Consider the following 16,443-nt stretch of genomic DNA (forward strand, 5'->3'; position numbering starts at 1 on the left):
AGTACCATCTTACCTTGATTCAATATGAAAGGTCAGAGGGCGATCATATTCTTCCCCGCTTCAAAATGGCTTTTCCTGTGTCATCAGGATTGACCTGCTTTAAAAAACACCAGACATCTCAATGAGTAACTTCAGGCAAACCAAAAGAGACAGGGAACAATTGATTCAGCCTGCTGAAAAGACGATCCTGCCCGGTAAGAATGTTAAGCAGATGGTCCATACTCTCCGGCGATATGACACTGTTACGAAGCACCGTATGTCGATACTCCTGTATAGTAATGCCTGCTAACAGATATACCGCCATACGTAGCTGTGAGCTGACATTCAGATAGTGAATAATGTCACCTCCATCAGGAGCAGTATGGCCAGCGACTTCTGGATACCGCTCTTCCAGATTCAGCTCTTTATTAACCATTCTATTGAGCTCACTTTCCCAGTGTGGAGACATCAGGCCATTTTGCCAACCATACTCAAGCAGGCCTTCCTGGTTGGCAGCGCTAGTCTCCAATAATCTGAATATATTTTTCTGAGTGCAATCAGGTCGGGTACAGGGAGGGTAAAATGTCTCTCCCTTTCCAGCCATATCCCGAACGAAAAGTGGCATCTCGGAAGAGCAGGCCCCATAGGTTTTCCAGACATGACGGATATCAATGGCAGTATTCAGACTAATCATATCCATGGTTCCAAAAATACCCAGTGGCCGGTTATAAACAATAATAAAAGCTAAATCTGCCAGCTGTCGATTGATAAGATTCTTACCCAGCATATCGATAAAGTGTTCTTTAATTCGAAACCAGATGCGATTGAAAGAGTGACCAATCTGATCCTTAATCTCCAGACCATGATTATTTAAACGAAACGACTCTATCCCCAACCGGGCATTAAAACGTTCCACGGTTCTGGCGGTTGTTTCAGCCTGCAACAGTTTTTCTGATTGGTCTGCTGACACTTGAGAATCACTTTCAGTGATAGGGCCATATAGCACACCCACCTCACTGGCTGCGCCATGGGGTGAGTACATATGATTCACGGATACCCTGGTTTTCTGATGTTCCGGTAGATATTCAGTGAGAACGGAGACAGGAATTGATGAGGAATTGCTGGCAACCACCACATCCGTTTTACCAGCAGACTCCAGCTTATCAAGTACACCTTCGATCAGAGCCTGCTTTTTCCAAACATTTTCGTTAATCAACTCCTGAATAAAAATAGTATCGGCCCACTCACTCTCCAGTACCTGATCATAGTGGGTTCTGTAGGTAAACGTATGTTGGTCTGACTCTGCTCCCCAGCGCGCTACAGCTTCATTTATTCTTTTTGGCTCCGTATCAACAATCACAACTTTTACATCATCACCCAGCTTTTGATGCAATTTGTGAGTAAATACCTTGCCTGTTCTTCCATAGCCTAGGACAACAACCGTTTCAGAATTTCCCGCCAAACTATAAAAGAGTACAAAAATACATATCAAGACAGACGTTTTTGGCAACCGGAAATAAAACATTTCTCAGCCTCCAAGCTGAAAATAAAAGGTATTCTCAGTCTAGAAAGTAATCTGAAACAGTCGATCATCCGATGCAATATTTTTACTTCATGCTAGCCGGATCATGAGAACTCGGTTGGCTATGAATGCACTAACTAACTTTGAGTATAAAAATTAAAGTGTGGCTGAGATGATAGCTCTTTTTTCTGCTGCGCTGGATGACTTACAGGAGGTTGAAAGTCTGGGTAAATACTCTGAGCCGGATCTTGAACCGGAGTTGACGCTGACAACTTTTCTGAAATATCGTCCCCCTGACTACTTGATGTTTCACTTGTAGAAGCTGAAGCAGGTGCCGTGAGCTCTCTTAACTTTTCTTGCATTAACTGAAGAGCCATTTGATCTGTCTCTGCAGTAACTTTAAAGACCTTTATATTTCGATCTTTAAGAAGGGTATATGTATGGCTGTTACTGTGCGTATCAGATACTGCCTGTGAGAAACCCTCAACCTTATTTACCTCTCTAACATTTCTTTTATTTAATTCTTCAGCATAACAGTCTTTGTTTCTTTTACTCTTCATGCGTCTGTTTGCAAACCATATCCCTACCTGGCTATCAGAAAGATCCAAGGTTGTCGCAAGGTTTTCTTTGACTACACGATCAGGATACCGGCTGCTTTTATAAGCAATTTCTAGCCCCCTAACCTGCGCCTCTGTGAAATTACTCCTCTGATGCCCACCTTTTTCAGCTCTGAAAGCAGCACGATAATTTGCAGTACTATTCTTACTTTCAGCATAACCAATATCCCCTGCTACATTTGTTTTCTGAAAAGTTCTCGCAGTTGAAGGGTGCCCTGCCATTAATGCAAGGGACTGAGTTGTACCTGGCCCATAGGGTAGACTGCCTGAAGATCCATATACATTAGAAAACGCGGAAGATGCGCGACTGGGTATATATGGTAATACAGAAGGCCATGATGACACATTCGGAGGATACAGTGACCCGGCTTGAGGAGTCAGATACGGAAAAGAAGGTTGACCTAATCCGGAAAAATCCGATCGCTGATTTAACGAATTCACAGCCTGTGATTCTGATGTTTGAACTGAGAATCTTCCTAAAGAAACCTCATTCTTTGGAGGCTTATAGCCACCTGGAGAACCTTGTGGACTTTCTGTAGAGATTCTCACCTGGTCTGGTGATGGTTCTGGTGACCGAGTAAACAGCCTTGCTGAGTCCATAGGGTATAAAGCCAGGTTGATGCTATTAAATACCATACTAGACACAGTGATTAAAAATTCTATTTTCTTTTTATCTTTTCTTCACACATGACTTTGCAAAATATTAAATAGAGAAACATGAGTCCATATTTCCAACAAAACTTGTCAGGCATAAACCAAAAAGCCCCTGATTGATATCAAGGGCTTTTACTTTTTATGACTACTTGACTGTTTTTACCTCTAAAACATGTTTGTCGCAGCAATCAAGCAGCCTTCTGCTGCTGAGGCTCCGGCGTACGAATCAAGTAATCAAAAGCACCCAGCGCCGCATTCGCACCACTGCCCATCGCAATAATAATCTGCTTGTAAGGCGCAATGGTTACATCACCCGCCGCAAATACACCTGGAAGAGACGTTTCACCCTGGGCTCCGACGATAATCTCGCCACGTGGTGTCAATTCCAGAGTACCTTTCAGAAACTCTGCATTTGGTACCAGACCAATCTGGACAAAGATACCCGACAGTTCAACCGCTTTACTTTCATCTGTTGCCCGGTCGGTGTAACGCAGCCCGGTCACCTTCTCACCATCGCCCAGCACTTCAGTGGTCAGTGCTTCGGTAATGATATCGATATTGCCCATGGAGCGCGCCTTGCGCTGCAGTACTTCATCCGCTCGCAGTTTGCTATCGAATTCCAGAACCGTCACGTGCTCAACGATGCCTGCCAGGTCGATTGCCGCTTCAATACCGGAGTTGCCTCCACCAATCACAGCAACTTTCTTACCTTTGAACAAAGGGCCATCGCAGTGTGGGCAGTAAGCGACACCTTTACCACGATATTCCTGCTCACCCGGAACATTCATCTCTCTCCAGCGGGCACCGGTAGCGATGACCAGTGAGCGGCTCTTCAGGGTTGCACCGCTTTCCAGCTCAACCTGAATCAGGTCACCCACCTGTTCCGCCGCAACAATCCGGCTGGCACGTTGCTGAGTCATGATATCGACATCATAATCGCGCACATGCTCTTCAAGACTGGCAGCCAGCTTTGGACCTTCAGTCGCCTTAACAGAGATAAAGTTTTCAATACCCACAGTATCCATCACCTGACCACCAAAACGGTCAGCAACAATACCGGTACGAATGCCTTTACGAGCACTGTAGATAGCCGCAGCAGCACCCGCTGGACCACCACCAACGACCAGCACATCAAACGGTGCTTTTTCAGAGATCGCTTCCGCCTGACGTGTTGCAGCACCGGTATCCAGTTTATTCAGAATTTCCTGTAGAGAGATACGCCCCTGGGCAAACAGTTCTCCATTCAGGTAAACCGATGGCACGGCCATAACCTTTCGCTCATCCACTTCTTTCGGAAACAAGGCGCCATCAATCATTACGTTGGTGATGTTGGGATTCAGAGCAGACATGATATTCAAAGCCTGCACCACATCCGGGCAGTTCTGGCAGCTCAGGGAAACATAAGTTTCAAAACGGTAGTTTCCTTCCAGCGCTTTCACCTGCTCAGCCAAGGCATCATCAACTTTGATCGGGTGACCACCACTGTGCAAAAGTGCCAGTACCAATGAGGTGAACTCATGCCCCATTGGCAATCCCGCAAAACGGATTTCACTGCCAGTCTCAGCAGAACGAACCAGCATTTGAGGCTTCCGTTCATTGCTATTGTCAGATTTCGCTACACTGACCTTTTCAGACAAACTGGCAATGTCGTTCGCCAGTGATTCCATCTCTCTGGATTTATTACTGTCATCCAGAGAAACCACCAACTGTACCGGAGTTTTCAGGTTTTGAAGATAGGCTTGTAATTGGGTTTTCATGGTTGTGTCGAGCATAGTCACACCCTTATATTCTTGAATTTGTATTTGTTAAAGAGAAAATATCGTTTTGCTTTTGTCTATCAGGCTCTTGCAGATAAGCCTTTTAAAGCTGACCAGGAATGATGAATACTCGGTTTACTCATCATTCCTGGTCAGCCTTTAAGTTCCCCCCCAAACTAGAGGTTAGAGGGGAACACCAGCCAAAATCTGTCGTTTAGATTTTGCCTACCAGATCCAGAGAAGGCGCCAGAGTCTCTTCACCTGGCTGCCATGCAGCTGGGCAAACTTCGCCATCGTGCTCAGCAATGTACTGTGCAGCTTGAACCTTACGAACCAGATCCTTAGCAGAACGGCCAATGCCCAGGTCGTTAGTTTCGATGGACTTGATTTCGCCCTCTGGGTTGATTACAAAGGTACCGCGCAGTGCCAGACCTTCTTCTTCAATCATCACACCGAAGTTGCGGGTGATAGTGCCGGTTGGGTCACCGATCATTGGAAACTGGATTTTTTTGATGGTGTCAGAACCATCATGCCAGGCTTTGTGAGTGAAGTGTGTATCAGTAGAAACGGAGTATACTTCCACCCCCATAGACTGAAGCTTTTCATAGTGATCAGCCAGATCACCCAGCTCAGTTGGGCAGACAAAAGTGAAGTCAGCAGGGTAGAAGAACACAACAGACCACTTGCCCAGCAGGCTCTGTTCAGTCACATCCACAAACTCACCATTATGGAAAGCAGTGGCTTTGAATGGCTTGATAACGGTGTTAATCAGAGATTGAGTCATTTGATTTACCTTCTCGGTTGGTTTGTGTCGTTCACGTGATAAAGGTTACGCCCAAAGCATCAAACATCAAAATTAATTAAAGAAATACACTCAATAGATTTAATTAATCGAAAGAATTCGGGTTTATAAACTAAAAGGCATCAGCAGGAACGGTTTATGGAAGTGACAGTAGCATCATCCACAATACTGATTGCCCTGGGCATTCTGGCAGGCATCATCAACACACTGGCGGGCGGAGGCTCCAATCTGACACTGCCAGCTCTGATGGTAATGGGCATGCCAGCAGATATTGCCAATGCCAGCAATCGGGTGGGTATCTTCCTTCAGAGCCTGACTGGTGCTCTGGGTTTCAAGAAGCATAATCGCCTGGAAAGTGATGAAATTCTACCTATGATGATTCCCACCCTTCTGGGTGGTTTGGCAGGTGCATTGGCCGCCTCGTTCAGCCCTGAGTGGATACTGAAACCAATGCTGCTCGGTGCTATGGTGACCATGAGTCTGATTATGGTGCTGCGGCCAGCGATGATTATTCCACCGGAAGGGACTATTCCACTGAAGGTTGCTGACTCCCCCAAATCCTGGATAGGTCTGGCCATAGCGGGATTCTATGGTGGCTTTGTACAGGCTGGGGTGGGCTTTATTCTGCTGGCAGCGGTGTGTGGTGTACTTCGTTACGACCTGGTGCGCGGCAACGCACTGAAACTGGTCTGCACACTGGCTTTTACCCTGGTTGCTCTTGTGGTTTTTATTGCCCGTGATCAGGTGGCCTGGATTCCTGCCTTGATTCTATCGATTGGCTTTATTATTGGCGCCCATCTATCGGTGAAGTTCGCCATTAAAGCGAAACCGGAGACACTGAAAAAGCTGTTGCTAGTGATGACTATTTGTGGGTGTTTTGCGGCGATGTTTTTTTAAGGTCATAAGGAAGCTATGACTTGAACATCTTGGGTAACTCACTTTTCATACCCTCAATATTCACAACTATGTGGGTTGGCTGCTGACTCCATCGAACACAATTAAAAGTTTCATCATCTGCCTCAATATGAAGCAATTTATTTAAGGATTTTTCCAAAATCGTAAAAGCCTGAAGGTCCACAATGACTTCACTCTTAGTCTCATTTGTGTAAGCAATTCCTTTACATTGGCCAGAGCTAACCGTCGCTAATAAAAATGGCAGGATCGAAAGGTGTTGATAATATGAATACTCTTTCCAATTCTCTAAATCAGCTGTTGAATGTACATCAGCTGAACTATTTATCGATGGCATAGGTATCTGTATACCCTGCCCCTTTCTTGAAGCCATCTGTTGCTTTTCCGTGCCTCCTGCCCCGACCAGATTAACTTGTTCATTTACACTTGGCTGAGGCCAAGATACTGGAAATCGTCCTGTCTGCATCTGCGCAGAATTTAAACGGGCACTCTGATCATATGTATACCTTTGATTTATCAAATGGCTCTGATTACTTACAGATGGCCTTTGGTATGGTGAACTCTCAAAGTTCCTTTTTTGTTGTAATTGGCTCATTGCTTTGAGCCGCTGCAGTGGATAGCGATTGTCCTGAAAATACTGCCCATGTTCAGCCTGCAAAATGTTGGCTCCGCTATGGCCTGCCTGAAACGTATAGTTCTGCGTAGTGGTTCCTTTGGGAGAGAGACCAGCCCAATAGTGACTATGTAAAGTAGTACATGGCTGTCCTTCACTTCTCAAGGATGGATAACGTGAGGAGGGGTGCAGGCTAGCTGTAACATGGGTGACAGAACTTACTTGCCCATGAGAAAAGCTATTTTGCCTACCTTCAACCATTGGTTTGTTTTGAGCAACAACGCTTTCCTGAAGCTGTACTGATTGAACTGGCTTAACATCACTAATTGAACTGACTGAATGCCCGCCAGCAAGACTACTTGAGATAGACTTTGGACTATTACGAACCTCTGCCTCTGTTGAACTGTCATCAGATCCATTTGATCCTTCTACTGAAGATATATTAGAAAAAGTCAGAGAGGGAAGATTGACACCTTCATTCATTTAAACGCTTCCTGTCAGAGCTCTTTTGACAGGAAACATAGTCAAGATATAAGTGGTTTGCAGAAAGAATATTTGGAATATAAAAAAACCCGGCAACTGCCGGGCTTCTTTTTCCTCGTCATATCTTTTCGATAATGTTGAGACTGGGCTTTAGAAACGCTTGGTTACCGATGCACTGAATACATGAGCAGTGTTGTCGTACTCACCCTCAAGAGTCAGGCCACCGTTAACAGAGCCATCGTTATTATAGTTTTCCTCATCAATCTTAACCTTTGATGCAAACATGTAGCCATAAGCTGCATCAACGGTCCAATCATTCCCAAGTTCATACTTGGCACCAACCGTTAACCAGTTACGATCACCGTCAGGAATACGTGCAGTTCTAAACTCATCTTGAACAGGAGTTTGATCAAATGCATAACCAGCTTTTAAGGTCAGCTGATCACTGTATTTATAACTACCACCCACTGCGAAAGACCAACTATTTTTCCAGTTTTCCGGTACATAAGTAATGACTGTAGAATCACTTGGATCTAATCCGGAGATTGGACCACCGCCTTGATCAGATTCAATGACAAGTTTGTCAAAACGGCTCCAACGGGTCCAGGTCGCCCCAGCCATAACCGTCCAACGGTCATCTAATTCATGTGTAGCACTAAACTCCAGAGTCTCTGGCAAAGTGATATTAAGTTTAGCTTTTTCAGAAATTCCTGCAGGCTGAAGTGTCGCATCGCCTTTAAGTTTCAAGTCTATTTTTGAGCGATAACTAACCCCTAAAGAAGTGGTTTCCAGTGGTTGCCATATTGCTCCAATGTTCCATCCATAAGCCCAATCATCACCCTCAACCAATACAGCAGTGGCTGGAGAGGCAGGGTTAATAAATCTACTAAGTTCTCCTTCCGCATAGGTTGCAAAGAGTCCTATACCGAAAGAGAGTTGATCTGAAAACTTATAAGCAACTGTTGGCTGGAGGTTAATTACAGAAACATCTGTTTCGTTGGCAAGGTAACGTCCGGCCCAATCATCGTTGTAGTCAGTGGACGAACCAAAAGGAGCGTACATTCCCAATCCAAACGATAACTGATCATCAATAGGCATTGAGAAATAACCAAAAGGAATCACCGCTGTGTTCAAAAATTCATCATTGGTGCTGGCTCCTGCAAAGCTGCCTTCACCTTTGAAATCACCTTTTGGCACAACGACACCGCCACCCACAGTCACCTGCCGCTCTTCAAGCAGCGCGATACCCGCTGGGTTAGCCGCCATAATAGAAGCATCTTCAGCATTGGAACCCCGCCCCGCATAAGCAGTACCCGCAGCAGCCGCTGAAGACTCATTCAGGGCAAAACCTGCAGCACCAGCCTGCATGGCCAGTGTCAGTGTCGACAGGGCAAAGAGGGATTGATTTATTTTTTTCATAGTAACTTCCCTTCAGGCACATCGTTAGGTGCATTTTTATTGTTGTGTGAAAACTGCGTGCATTTTCGTTAGCGGATGTTAAAACATTTGTTTGAATTTGAAAAGCAATACACCACCTCTGCGTAAATTCCAGTAACAATTTGGTCAAATCGCACTCAACTCAATCCATTCAGCAATACTATTAGCAGCAGGAAGCAAGAATCAGGAAGCGAAAAATCTTAAAGATAAAAAAGGCCGGAGCAAGCTCCGGCCAAAAAGACTTTCATGAGATCATCACGAAAGCGTACTAACGGACCCCAAGTTTCTTCAAGGTCGAAGAGGTGAAATAAGAAAGCTCTTTCTGTTCGCGGTTAACAACCATCGGTGGGTGCGGGTTACGCAGCTCATTCGCGAAGTATTCCCGTGAAATCAGATCGTGGTGTATGGTTGAACGACGATCCATTCCTGGCATATCAAAGAGATTTAGCGAATTAACCATGGTCGTACGCCACAACTCATCACGGTTATCGTACTGGTCTATGGCGATAGGGTTCCACTGGTCTTCATCGATAAACAGAACACGAGTCTTATAAACATTACGCTCGCCTTCTTTCAGCTCGGCTTTGACCACCCAGACCCGATGCAGTTCATAACGCATAAACTCTGGATTTGGGTGACCTTTGGTCAACAGTTCATCAAGGCTGACATCCGGACTTTCAAAGCGATAAGCGTTGTAAGGAATGTACATCTCCTGCTTGCCGATCAACGTCCAGTTGTACTTATCAGTAGCACCGTTAAAGCCGTAGGACTCATCAGTGGTACGCCAGTTACCCAGGCCTGCCGGTGAATCATATTTAACCGTTGGCGCTCGGCGGACACGACGAATACCAGGTGTATAGCTCCAGGCAGCCCGTGGTTCAGCACTCTGATTCACAAATTCATGAACCAGCACGGTCTTGCCTTTTTCCCGGGTCGGCGCCAGGGCTTTAATAATTGAAGCGGAACGCGGAAGCTCTTCTTTCTGGAAGGTTTCGAAATCCAGTTCCGGATTAAAGTAAGGCGCTATCCGGGTAAAATCACTCACCCCTTCCAAACGGGTGCCGTTGCGATAAACAACTGCATCCGTAATTCGGTAATCCGAGTAATAAGGCCAGTTATTGAAAGCCATATTCCAAATCACTTCCAAAGGACCCTGGGGAATAGGAAAAGGCACACTGCCAAAAGCATTCAGTACACCATTGCCGTCTGATGTCAGCTCAGCACGGGTAGCATTGGCACGAACCTGTTGGATACTGAAGTCCGAATACATGGCATCCCGATGAGTCGGATAGACCGGCATTTTAAACGTCTTAGGGTACGTTTTGAACAGGGCCTGCATCCCCGGAGTCAGCTTATCTTTGTGCTGATCCATATTGTCCGCAGTGATCACAAACAGTGGTTTCTCATCAGCATAAGGATCCGGATAATGATCACCGGGCTTATAGCTGGCGGGTGGTTTGAAGTTCGGATTCCAGGCTGGAATGGTACCGTCGGCATTGCCCGCCATCTCGGCACCAAATGGAGTCAAGTCCTTGCCCAGACGAGCGGCTTCCTGCTCACTCACTTTGGCGGATACAGAAGTGGCCATCAGGGTCATCCCTGCCATGGTCACAGCCAGTAAAGATTTTGTTATTTTCATTATTATCTCTCCAGGCGATTTAGAAGGAGTACTTCAGGTTAACGGATACAAAGTCACGGTCAGTGTACTGATTCTCTTCATAAGACCCGAAGTAGGCACTGTAGTTGATACCCGCTTCCCACTGAGTCTTATAAATAAACTTGGTACCCACACTGACACGGTCAGAGTTCTGGCCACGGGTAAAGCCACCGGCAGCAGAGTTACCATTAATGTTATGGCTGAAGTTGACTGGTACTTCCATATTGGTACCGGGGAAGACACTGTTGTACTTCAGGGTTACAGAGCCTGCGATACCAGCACCAGACTCATCCATGGTGATATCAGCATAACCTGGTAATTCATTGTTGTTGTTGATGCCGCGTACTTCGTTATAGCCAAATTCGCCAGAGAAGACGACATCATCGGCAACAGCAGAAGCACCAAAGGAATGAATCACAGAAACCTGAGCCTGTAGCGTATCCGCTCGACGGATGGCATCAGTACTCGTATTGAAGCCGGCTGGATTCACAGCCGCATCTTTACGATAGGCAATTTCACCACCAACATTGGTATCACCAATCAAAGTGCTGAAGCTAAACCCAATAAGTTTAATATCTTCAATAAATTCTTTGTGATAGGGCTGAATGATACCCACTGGACCAGGATTAAAAATAATTTCTCTTTCACCAAGAACAATGGAAGGGTTTTTATCGTGATAGTTAATATAATAAAGCCCGAAGTCAGTGCCGTACCCTAGATTCTCTGCATAATAATTTAATGCGACACCCCACTGCCCTGTATCTCTTGCATCAATATCTGTTTCTCTTGGCATAGTAGTGGGTAACTGCTGCCCAACAACAAGAAGACTATCTCCTGCATTATCCAGACTATCACTGGCTCCAAAATAACTACCTGCCTCACTGACTTCATTCTGTGCCCATTCCCACTGGCTATAGGCAGCAACACTGAGAGTGTCATTGATATCATACTGTGCAAAGACCTGACCAACAGGAAGCAGAATATCTTTAACTTCAACACCAGGAACGGTTGTCTTGGTTGCATCGGCCGGACTCATTGCAGAACTGATACCCGGAATAAAGAGGCTTTCACCCCAGCTCACGACCTGCTTACCCACTCGCACATTTAAAAGCTGATCTCGGATATCAAAAGAGCCATAAACAAAGGCATCAAGAATCCGAGCATCAGAGCCATGAGCATCTCTTACTTCTTCACTGAAGCCATCATGATTTCCATTGCCGTTAAATGTAGCTTCGGAATCATTATCATTAGTGCCGTAGTAGGCTCCATCATAGAAAGCACTACCACGGATAAAAGCACCATAATTCTTATACTGAATATCGGCTTCACTCAACACCGAGAAGCGATTATTGACCATGGCACCTTTTTTGAAATTACGGTTACCATCATCGTTATTAATATCAGCCAGGGCTTCAGCATCCTGCTCACTCACCCGCCATCCAGCACTGTAACCCACCGTCGTATCCCAGTGAACAGTGACCTCATCAGCAGGCTCGAAAGAGAGGGCATAACTGTTCTGAACAGCACCGGTAGCCACCGCGGCAGACACAGCCAACGCCAGGATCGACTTCCTTGGTATTATTGTGTTTTGCATTATCAACTTCTCGATCGGTTTATTATTGTTGTTGTCATTCGACTGGGGCTGATCGTCAATGCTGCTGGCGCGCATTTGAATTTATTCGGTTTATCAATCAGCACTGCCATGAAAATCTACTAACCGGCCAGCATCTTCCCCCGCCAGATTCCCACTGTTATCTACCATAAGTCTGTATCCGGCCATCAGCAATGACAAAAACGGCCAAAGCTGTTCCACCAATTTTATGGAATTCTTTTTTAACCACAGAGAGCACAAAGATCACAAAGAAAAAGACGAGATTAAATGAACTAAAAATAGTTTACGGGTACATCCAGAGAGAGCCCGTTAATAAAAAAGCCGGAATCAACCGGCTTTTTTATCAGTTTTAAATACGCAATAGTAATTAATTGCTGGCTGTATTCAGAACTTCATCTTTTCTTGGTTTCAAGCGTACCTTGCCAAAAGAAGTACCAAAAAAGATATGACCATCTTCATCGAGCAATACGCCGGCAAACAACGTATTATAACGCTCGTCACCCAGCACATAATGAAAGACAGACTCACCAGTAGACCAGTTAATGCCTTCAAGCGTCCATTTACCGTTCCTGGCTCCTGTTGTATAGAGCATATCAGACCCGGCACTGACCAGAGGCATGGCATTCGGTGAACTTAACGAGGTATTTACCCAGGCATTTTCCAGACGTTGCTTTTCAGGGTTCCAGGCGAACTTCTGAATACCGTAAGGCTGATACTCTTCACGAGTCCCGAGAAACCCGTTTAGTAACATGGCGGCTTTCTCTGGAAAATACCAGGGCATTTTGGGCGTATTATTGACCATTACCGCACCATATCCAGATACCACGACCGATTGCTCTGACTGAACTGACAGCTCAGGGTCGCCCATATCAACGCGGATAATACCGGCAACACGACGATCATTGGCTTTCGGTAATTTTTCCCAACTGGCAGGAATCTCATTCCTCCAGTAGAGCAGAAGGTTCATTTTCTTATCACCATCAGTGATAACAACAAATTGATCTTCATCACCAAAACCCATCAGGCTGGGCGTAGACCCGGTACCCTGTCCAGCCGTATTGCTGTACTGAACAGCCCATGCTCCATCTTTTTCATCAATAGACAGCTGCTCATTTTTCCAGATCACTTTATGCATATGATTCTGGGAAGCGACATAGATACCGCTTTCATCAACCGCCTGACCATTCCGAACCCAGCCTTTACCGGTAACACCGGTAGCAGCATTCTCTGCATCTTCTTCTACAGCATATTTCAGACGAACCACACGCTCTTCAGAGAAGTCTTTTTTAACAGAAACGATATAACCGTGTTCAGTAGCAAAGACAATCCAGCCATCGAAGGTCATATTCATGCCAATCATCAATCCACTGACCGAATCAGGCATTGACCACTGACGTTTTTTTACAATTTTGCTTTTTGAATCATCAGGGTCGGCATCACCGTAAACTGTAATACCCCGACCACCATTGTCACCAATATAGTAATCGTGATTGTTATCCAGCAACGTGTAGACACCGGAGAGTTCCTTAAACATATCGGCCTGTTTAAAGGCAAAATACATGGCGGAAATCCCTTCTCGGGAGCGCAGCTCTTCTAATGCATTTTCAATTTCAGGACGACTGAATGTCTTTCCTTCGACGGAATAGCGATCAATAATATTGAAGCTGTCGTGCTCTGCCTTGAATACCCCATTAGCACCATTACTCCAGAGCACTCTTTTTCCGTCAGGGTAAACGCCTGAGATACTGGTACCAAACTGGAAGGGGCCAGTATGACGATACTGCAACTCAAAATCATCCAGTGTACGCGACGGCCCAACCGGACCGGGCTGGGGAACCGAATCCTGCTGGGCTGAAGTGGTATGACCGATAGGGTTGGTGGAGTCCGCCAGATGCGGATTACGAGGCGCCGGATTAGCTGCATCAACCTGACCAGCAGCAAAAAGACTACCAACCAAAAGAGCACTAATTCCAAGACTTCGAGAACGTTTACAGCATAAAGCAGTCGAGCGAAAGACTTCCCCAAAAAGGGATTTACGGCTTGTTATATCCATTGTCGCAATGCTTCTTTTTTTATAGTTGTTTTTAGATCCCAGATTCCAAAGATTAAACAGAACTATGCTGGAAAATATCTTTGGAACAATGCCCGTACCTTAAAATCAAAGCCAACAAACAAACAATAACAAAATCGGCCACAAAAAAAGCTTTTCTGAAACAACGAAAAACACAAAGAAAGTGTTCATGGTTTTCTAAGTCAGGCACACACCCTCATTCCCACGGCACTCCGTGGGAATATCTACCTGATAACAGAAGACATACTCAACCACACAGGAGAAGGGAAAGAGTTAATGTACTATCCCAGCGTGGCAACACTTTTCAGAATCAAACGTACCAACATGGTCTGACGGGTAACGCCTGTTTTTGAAAAAATAGAACGAAGGTGCGCTCTGGCAGTATTCCGGCTAATCCCAAGCTCTTCAGCGGTTTCATCCAGAGTAAGTCCATTCGCCAGAATCATTGCCAACTGAGCTTCAGCCGGAGTCAAATCAAACAACGTTTTCACAATATCCCTGGGGGCTTGAGAATGCTGATCCGGATCGCCCACAAACAAGACAACAGAAGGTGTATGTTTAGCCTTAGACCATTGAGAAGGGGGTACAGAACGAACCACAATACCCAGATCACTCTTGCCTGAAGGTCTTTGCACTCTAAGCGCTTCCACTACGGATGGCTGATTGTCATTCTGTGCAGCCAATACATCTCGTATCAATTCCTTCAAACGCCGGGTATCACGGCTGCTGCCGACCTGAAGAGAACCACCAATCAGCTCAATGCCATCCTTCGCCTTCAAAAGATCGCCCGCCACCTGATTGCTTTGCAGAACCTTGGCTTCTTCATCAAGGATAATGGTACCTACCGCAAGCTGATTAACGGCCCCGGCATAAAGATTTCTCTCGGTTTCAATTCGCCCCAGCTGGGTATGCAGCTCAATAGCCTCCTGAAGATGAGGAACCAGCAACTCAACCAGTTCCTTATCACCCGCATTAAAGTTTTCACCTTGATAACCACGGCTGATTCTCAAACTGTACTTCGCGCCATTCTCTGTACTGATATCAACACCAAGCACATGAAACACATCCATGGGCTCGAGAAACTGTCGACAATATTCAGAATTTATACGCTCATTGCCAGAAATAAATTCGTCAAGACTGACAACTTTTGCACTGGGCAAGTCAACAAAAGGGTCCATCGCGTAAAAATGACTGTTATAGGAAGCGACAAAATCTTTTCCGGTAGAACCAGTGGTAAGAAAAAGACCATCATGGTCATCAGTGGGAGGGCTAATAACAATCGTCACATAGTTAGCATCCAGCTTACTTTGTAGACGATCAAGAAAGCCCGACCATGGAACGCTTTCCAGAATCCCCTGATACAGGGCTTTAATTAACCGGCTAAACTCTTCAATATCGATGGTATATTTCATAATTTATTCTTTTTTTACTCATTATCGTCTAAGCGGACGATAAAAAACCGAGATAGCTTGTGCTAATTTAACAAAAAAGAATTAAAAAAACTGTACGCATTGTGTTTTTTCTATAAATCATCTCAACCTTACTCTTAATTCGCAGGACTCATACTACCCGCAAATTAGAGAGCTACACAAAATCATTAAGAATCACATTGGATATTTTCTGCAAAAGCGCTGTTTGCTGATCCAGACAGGAGTCAGAAAAGGCATCCCTGCCTGATATCTGCTCAAACAATTTAGCGGATGTAAAATAACCAAGACAGAGGTTAAACCAGTTCACAATAATCAATGCCACTTCAACATCGGTTGCATTTTTTTTAATCTGTAAATGGCGAAATAACTGCTGCCCTCGCACCACCAGACTGGATAACCACTCTTCCAGCCAGACACCACCAGAACCATCAGACTGCAAAAAACTGTCAGTAGAGAGTGCTCTTTGTAGCAAGATAACGACATGAGGAGAGCGGGAAAGCAGGCGAAACATCACGGCAGGAAGAAGCTCAATCTGCGCCTTATCAATTTCGCTGACTGATAACATATTATCCATTGTATCCGCCAGCGGTCTGAGCGCCCGCTCCAGAACCTGCCGGTAAAGTTCATCTTTGCTCTTAAAATGACGATAGAGGCCTGGTTCACGAATACCAACGTCACCCGCCACTTCCCTCAAACTCGTACCACTGTATCCCTTTAATGCAAAAATACGCTCAGAGACGTCCAGTATTTTTTGAGCAGTTCGCTCACCTTTGGTCATTTTTTTATCAGCAATCACATCAGTCATGACCTAAATGTTATCAGCGATTAACTTTTTTTCAAACAAGGCATTGATAAAAAGTTAATGTGTGATAACTTTTACCAGCGAATCGCTTATTA

The 16,443-nt window shown here is 45.2% G+C and carries 12 protein-coding genes; 1 reads left to right on the plus strand and 11 read right to left on the minus strand.

The genetic code is table 11. The annotated features are described in order from the left end of the window. Nucleotides 1-118 precede the first annotated feature (118 nt). The 4 genes from GV64_RS16995 to ahpC all read right to left on the minus strand — a co-directional run bounded on the left by GV64_RS16995 (nt 119) and on the right by ahpC (nt 5,313). Entirely contained in the window at nt 119-1,504 is a 1,386-nt protein-coding gene (locus tag GV64_RS16995) for a 3-hydroxyacyl-CoA dehydrogenase NAD-binding domain-containing protein (protein WP_020583733.1), read from the minus strand. 134 nt (nt 1,505-1,638) lie between these two features. Further along, on the minus strand, nt 1,639-2,718 hold the full coding sequence (locus GV64_RS24450) for a homeobox domain-containing protein (RefSeq protein WP_157237070.1): 1,080 nt from the start codon (nt 2,716-2,718) through the stop codon (nt 1,639-1,641). 242 nt (nt 2,719-2,960) lie between these two features. Next, nucleotides 2,961-4,544, minus strand: a complete 1,584-nt coding sequence (gene ahpF / locus GV64_RS17010; RefSeq protein ID WP_020583730.1) for an alkyl hydroperoxide reductase subunit F — start codon at nt 4,542-4,544, stop codon at nt 2,961-2,963. Nucleotides 4,545-4,743: 199 nt separating this feature from the next. Then, on the minus strand, nt 4,744-5,313 hold the full coding sequence (gene ahpC, locus GV64_RS17015) for an alkyl hydroperoxide reductase subunit C (RefSeq protein ID WP_020583729.1): 570 nt from the start codon (nt 5,311-5,313) through the stop codon (nt 4,744-4,746). A gap of 156 nt (nt 5,314-5,469) precedes the next feature. On the opposite strand from ahpC, the gene GV64_RS17020 reads away from it, so the two are divergent. Beyond that, nucleotides 5,470-6,228, plus strand: coding sequence for a sulfite exporter TauE/SafE family protein (locus tag GV64_RS17020; protein WP_020583728.1), 759 nt, complete (start codon nt 5,470-5,472; stop codon nt 6,226-6,228). Nucleotides 6,229-6,241: 13 nt separating this feature from the next. Here the strand turns inward: GV64_RS17020 and GV64_RS17025 are convergent, their stop codons facing one another. From GV64_RS17025 to GV64_RS17055, 7 genes are all read right to left on the minus strand, one after another. Continuing rightward, entirely contained in the window at nt 6,242-7,339 is a 1,098-nt protein-coding gene (locus GV64_RS17025; RefSeq protein WP_020583727.1) for a hypothetical protein, read from the minus strand. A gap of 150 nt (nt 7,340-7,489) precedes the next feature. Continuing rightward, nucleotides 7,490-8,758, minus strand: coding sequence for an OmpP1/FadL family transporter (locus GV64_RS17030; protein ID WP_020583726.1), 1,269 nt, complete (start codon nt 8,756-8,758; stop codon nt 7,490-7,492). A gap of 286 nt (nt 8,759-9,044) precedes the next feature. Continuing rightward, nucleotides 9,045-10,415 (minus strand): DUF1329 domain-containing protein, encoded by a 1,371-nt coding sequence (locus tag GV64_RS17035; protein ID WP_020583725.1) that lies wholly within the window; start codon nt 10,413-10,415, stop codon nt 9,045-9,047. A 19-nt stretch (nt 10,416-10,434) separates the two neighbouring features. Continuing rightward, nucleotides 10,435-12,027: a DUF1302 domain-containing protein gene (locus GV64_RS17040; RefSeq protein WP_157237068.1), complete on the minus strand. Its 1,593-nt coding sequence runs from the start codon at nt 12,025-12,027 to the stop codon at nt 10,435-10,437. A 385-nt stretch (nt 12,028-12,412) separates the two neighbouring features. Continuing rightward, the gene (locus GV64_RS17045; protein ID WP_020583722.1) at nt 12,413-14,098 is read right to left on the minus strand and encodes a hypothetical protein; all 1,686 of its coding nucleotides are present in this window, start codon (nt 14,096-14,098) and stop codon (nt 12,413-12,415) included. A gap of 299 nt (nt 14,099-14,397) precedes the next feature. Continuing rightward, nucleotides 14,398-15,528: a helix-turn-helix transcriptional regulator gene (locus tag GV64_RS17050; RefSeq protein ID WP_020583721.1), complete on the minus strand. Its 1,131-nt coding sequence runs from the start codon at nt 15,526-15,528 to the stop codon at nt 14,398-14,400. 172 nt (nt 15,529-15,700) lie between these two features. Continuing rightward, a complete protein-coding gene (locus GV64_RS17055) occupies nt 15,701-16,351 on the minus strand; it encodes a TetR/AcrR family transcriptional regulator (RefSeq protein WP_020583720.1) in 651 nt (216 codons plus the stop codon). Between the last annotated feature and the right edge of the window lie 92 nt (nt 16,352-16,443).

This window comes from Endozoicomonas elysicola (assembly GCF_000710775.1).
In the GTDB taxonomy this organism is placed as follows: Bacteria; Pseudomonadota; Gammaproteobacteria; order Pseudomonadales; family Endozoicomonadaceae; genus Endozoicomonas; species Endozoicomonas elysicola.

Coding starts and splice junctions, on each gene's coding strand:
- GV64_RS16995 (WP_020583733.1), bottom strand. CDS start 1,504: ATGTTTTATTTCCGGTTGCCAAAAACGTCTGTCTTGATATGTATTTTT.
- GV64_RS24450 (WP_157237070.1), bottom strand. CDS start 2,718: ATGGACTCAGCAAGGCTGTTTACTCGGTCACCAGAACCATCACCAGAC.
- ahpF (WP_020583730.1), bottom strand. CDS start 4,544: ATGCTCGACACAACCATGAAAACCCAATTACAAGCCTATCTTCAAAAC.
- ahpC (WP_020583729.1), bottom strand. CDS start 5,313: ATGACTCAATCTCTGATTAACACCGTTATCAAGCCATTCAAAGCCACT.
- GV64_RS17020 (WP_020583728.1), top strand. CDS start 5,470: ATGGAAGTGACAGTAGCATCATCCACAATACTGATTGCCCTGGGCATT.
- GV64_RS17025 (WP_020583727.1), bottom strand. CDS start 7,339: ATGAATGAAGGTGTCAATCTTCCCTCTCTGACTTTTTCTAATATATCT.
- GV64_RS17030 (WP_020583726.1), bottom strand. CDS start 8,758: ATGAAAAAAATAAATCAATCCCTCTTTGCCCTGTCGACACTGACACTG.
- GV64_RS17035 (WP_020583725.1), bottom strand. CDS start 10,415: ATGAAAATAACAAAATCTTTACTGGCTGTGACCATGGCAGGGATGACC.
- GV64_RS17040 (WP_157237068.1), bottom strand. CDS start 12,027: ATGCAAAACACAATAATACCAAGGAAGTCGATCCTGGCGTTGGCTGTG.
- GV64_RS17045 (WP_020583722.1), bottom strand. CDS start 14,098: ATGGATATAACAAGCCGTAAATCCCTTTTTGGGGAAGTCTTTCGCTCG.
- GV64_RS17050 (WP_020583721.1), bottom strand. CDS start 15,528: ATGAAATATACCATCGATATTGAAGAGTTTAGCCGGTTAATTAAAGCC.
- GV64_RS17055 (WP_020583720.1), bottom strand. CDS start 16,351: ATGACTGATGTGATTGCTGATAAAAAAATGACCAAAGGTGAGCGAACT.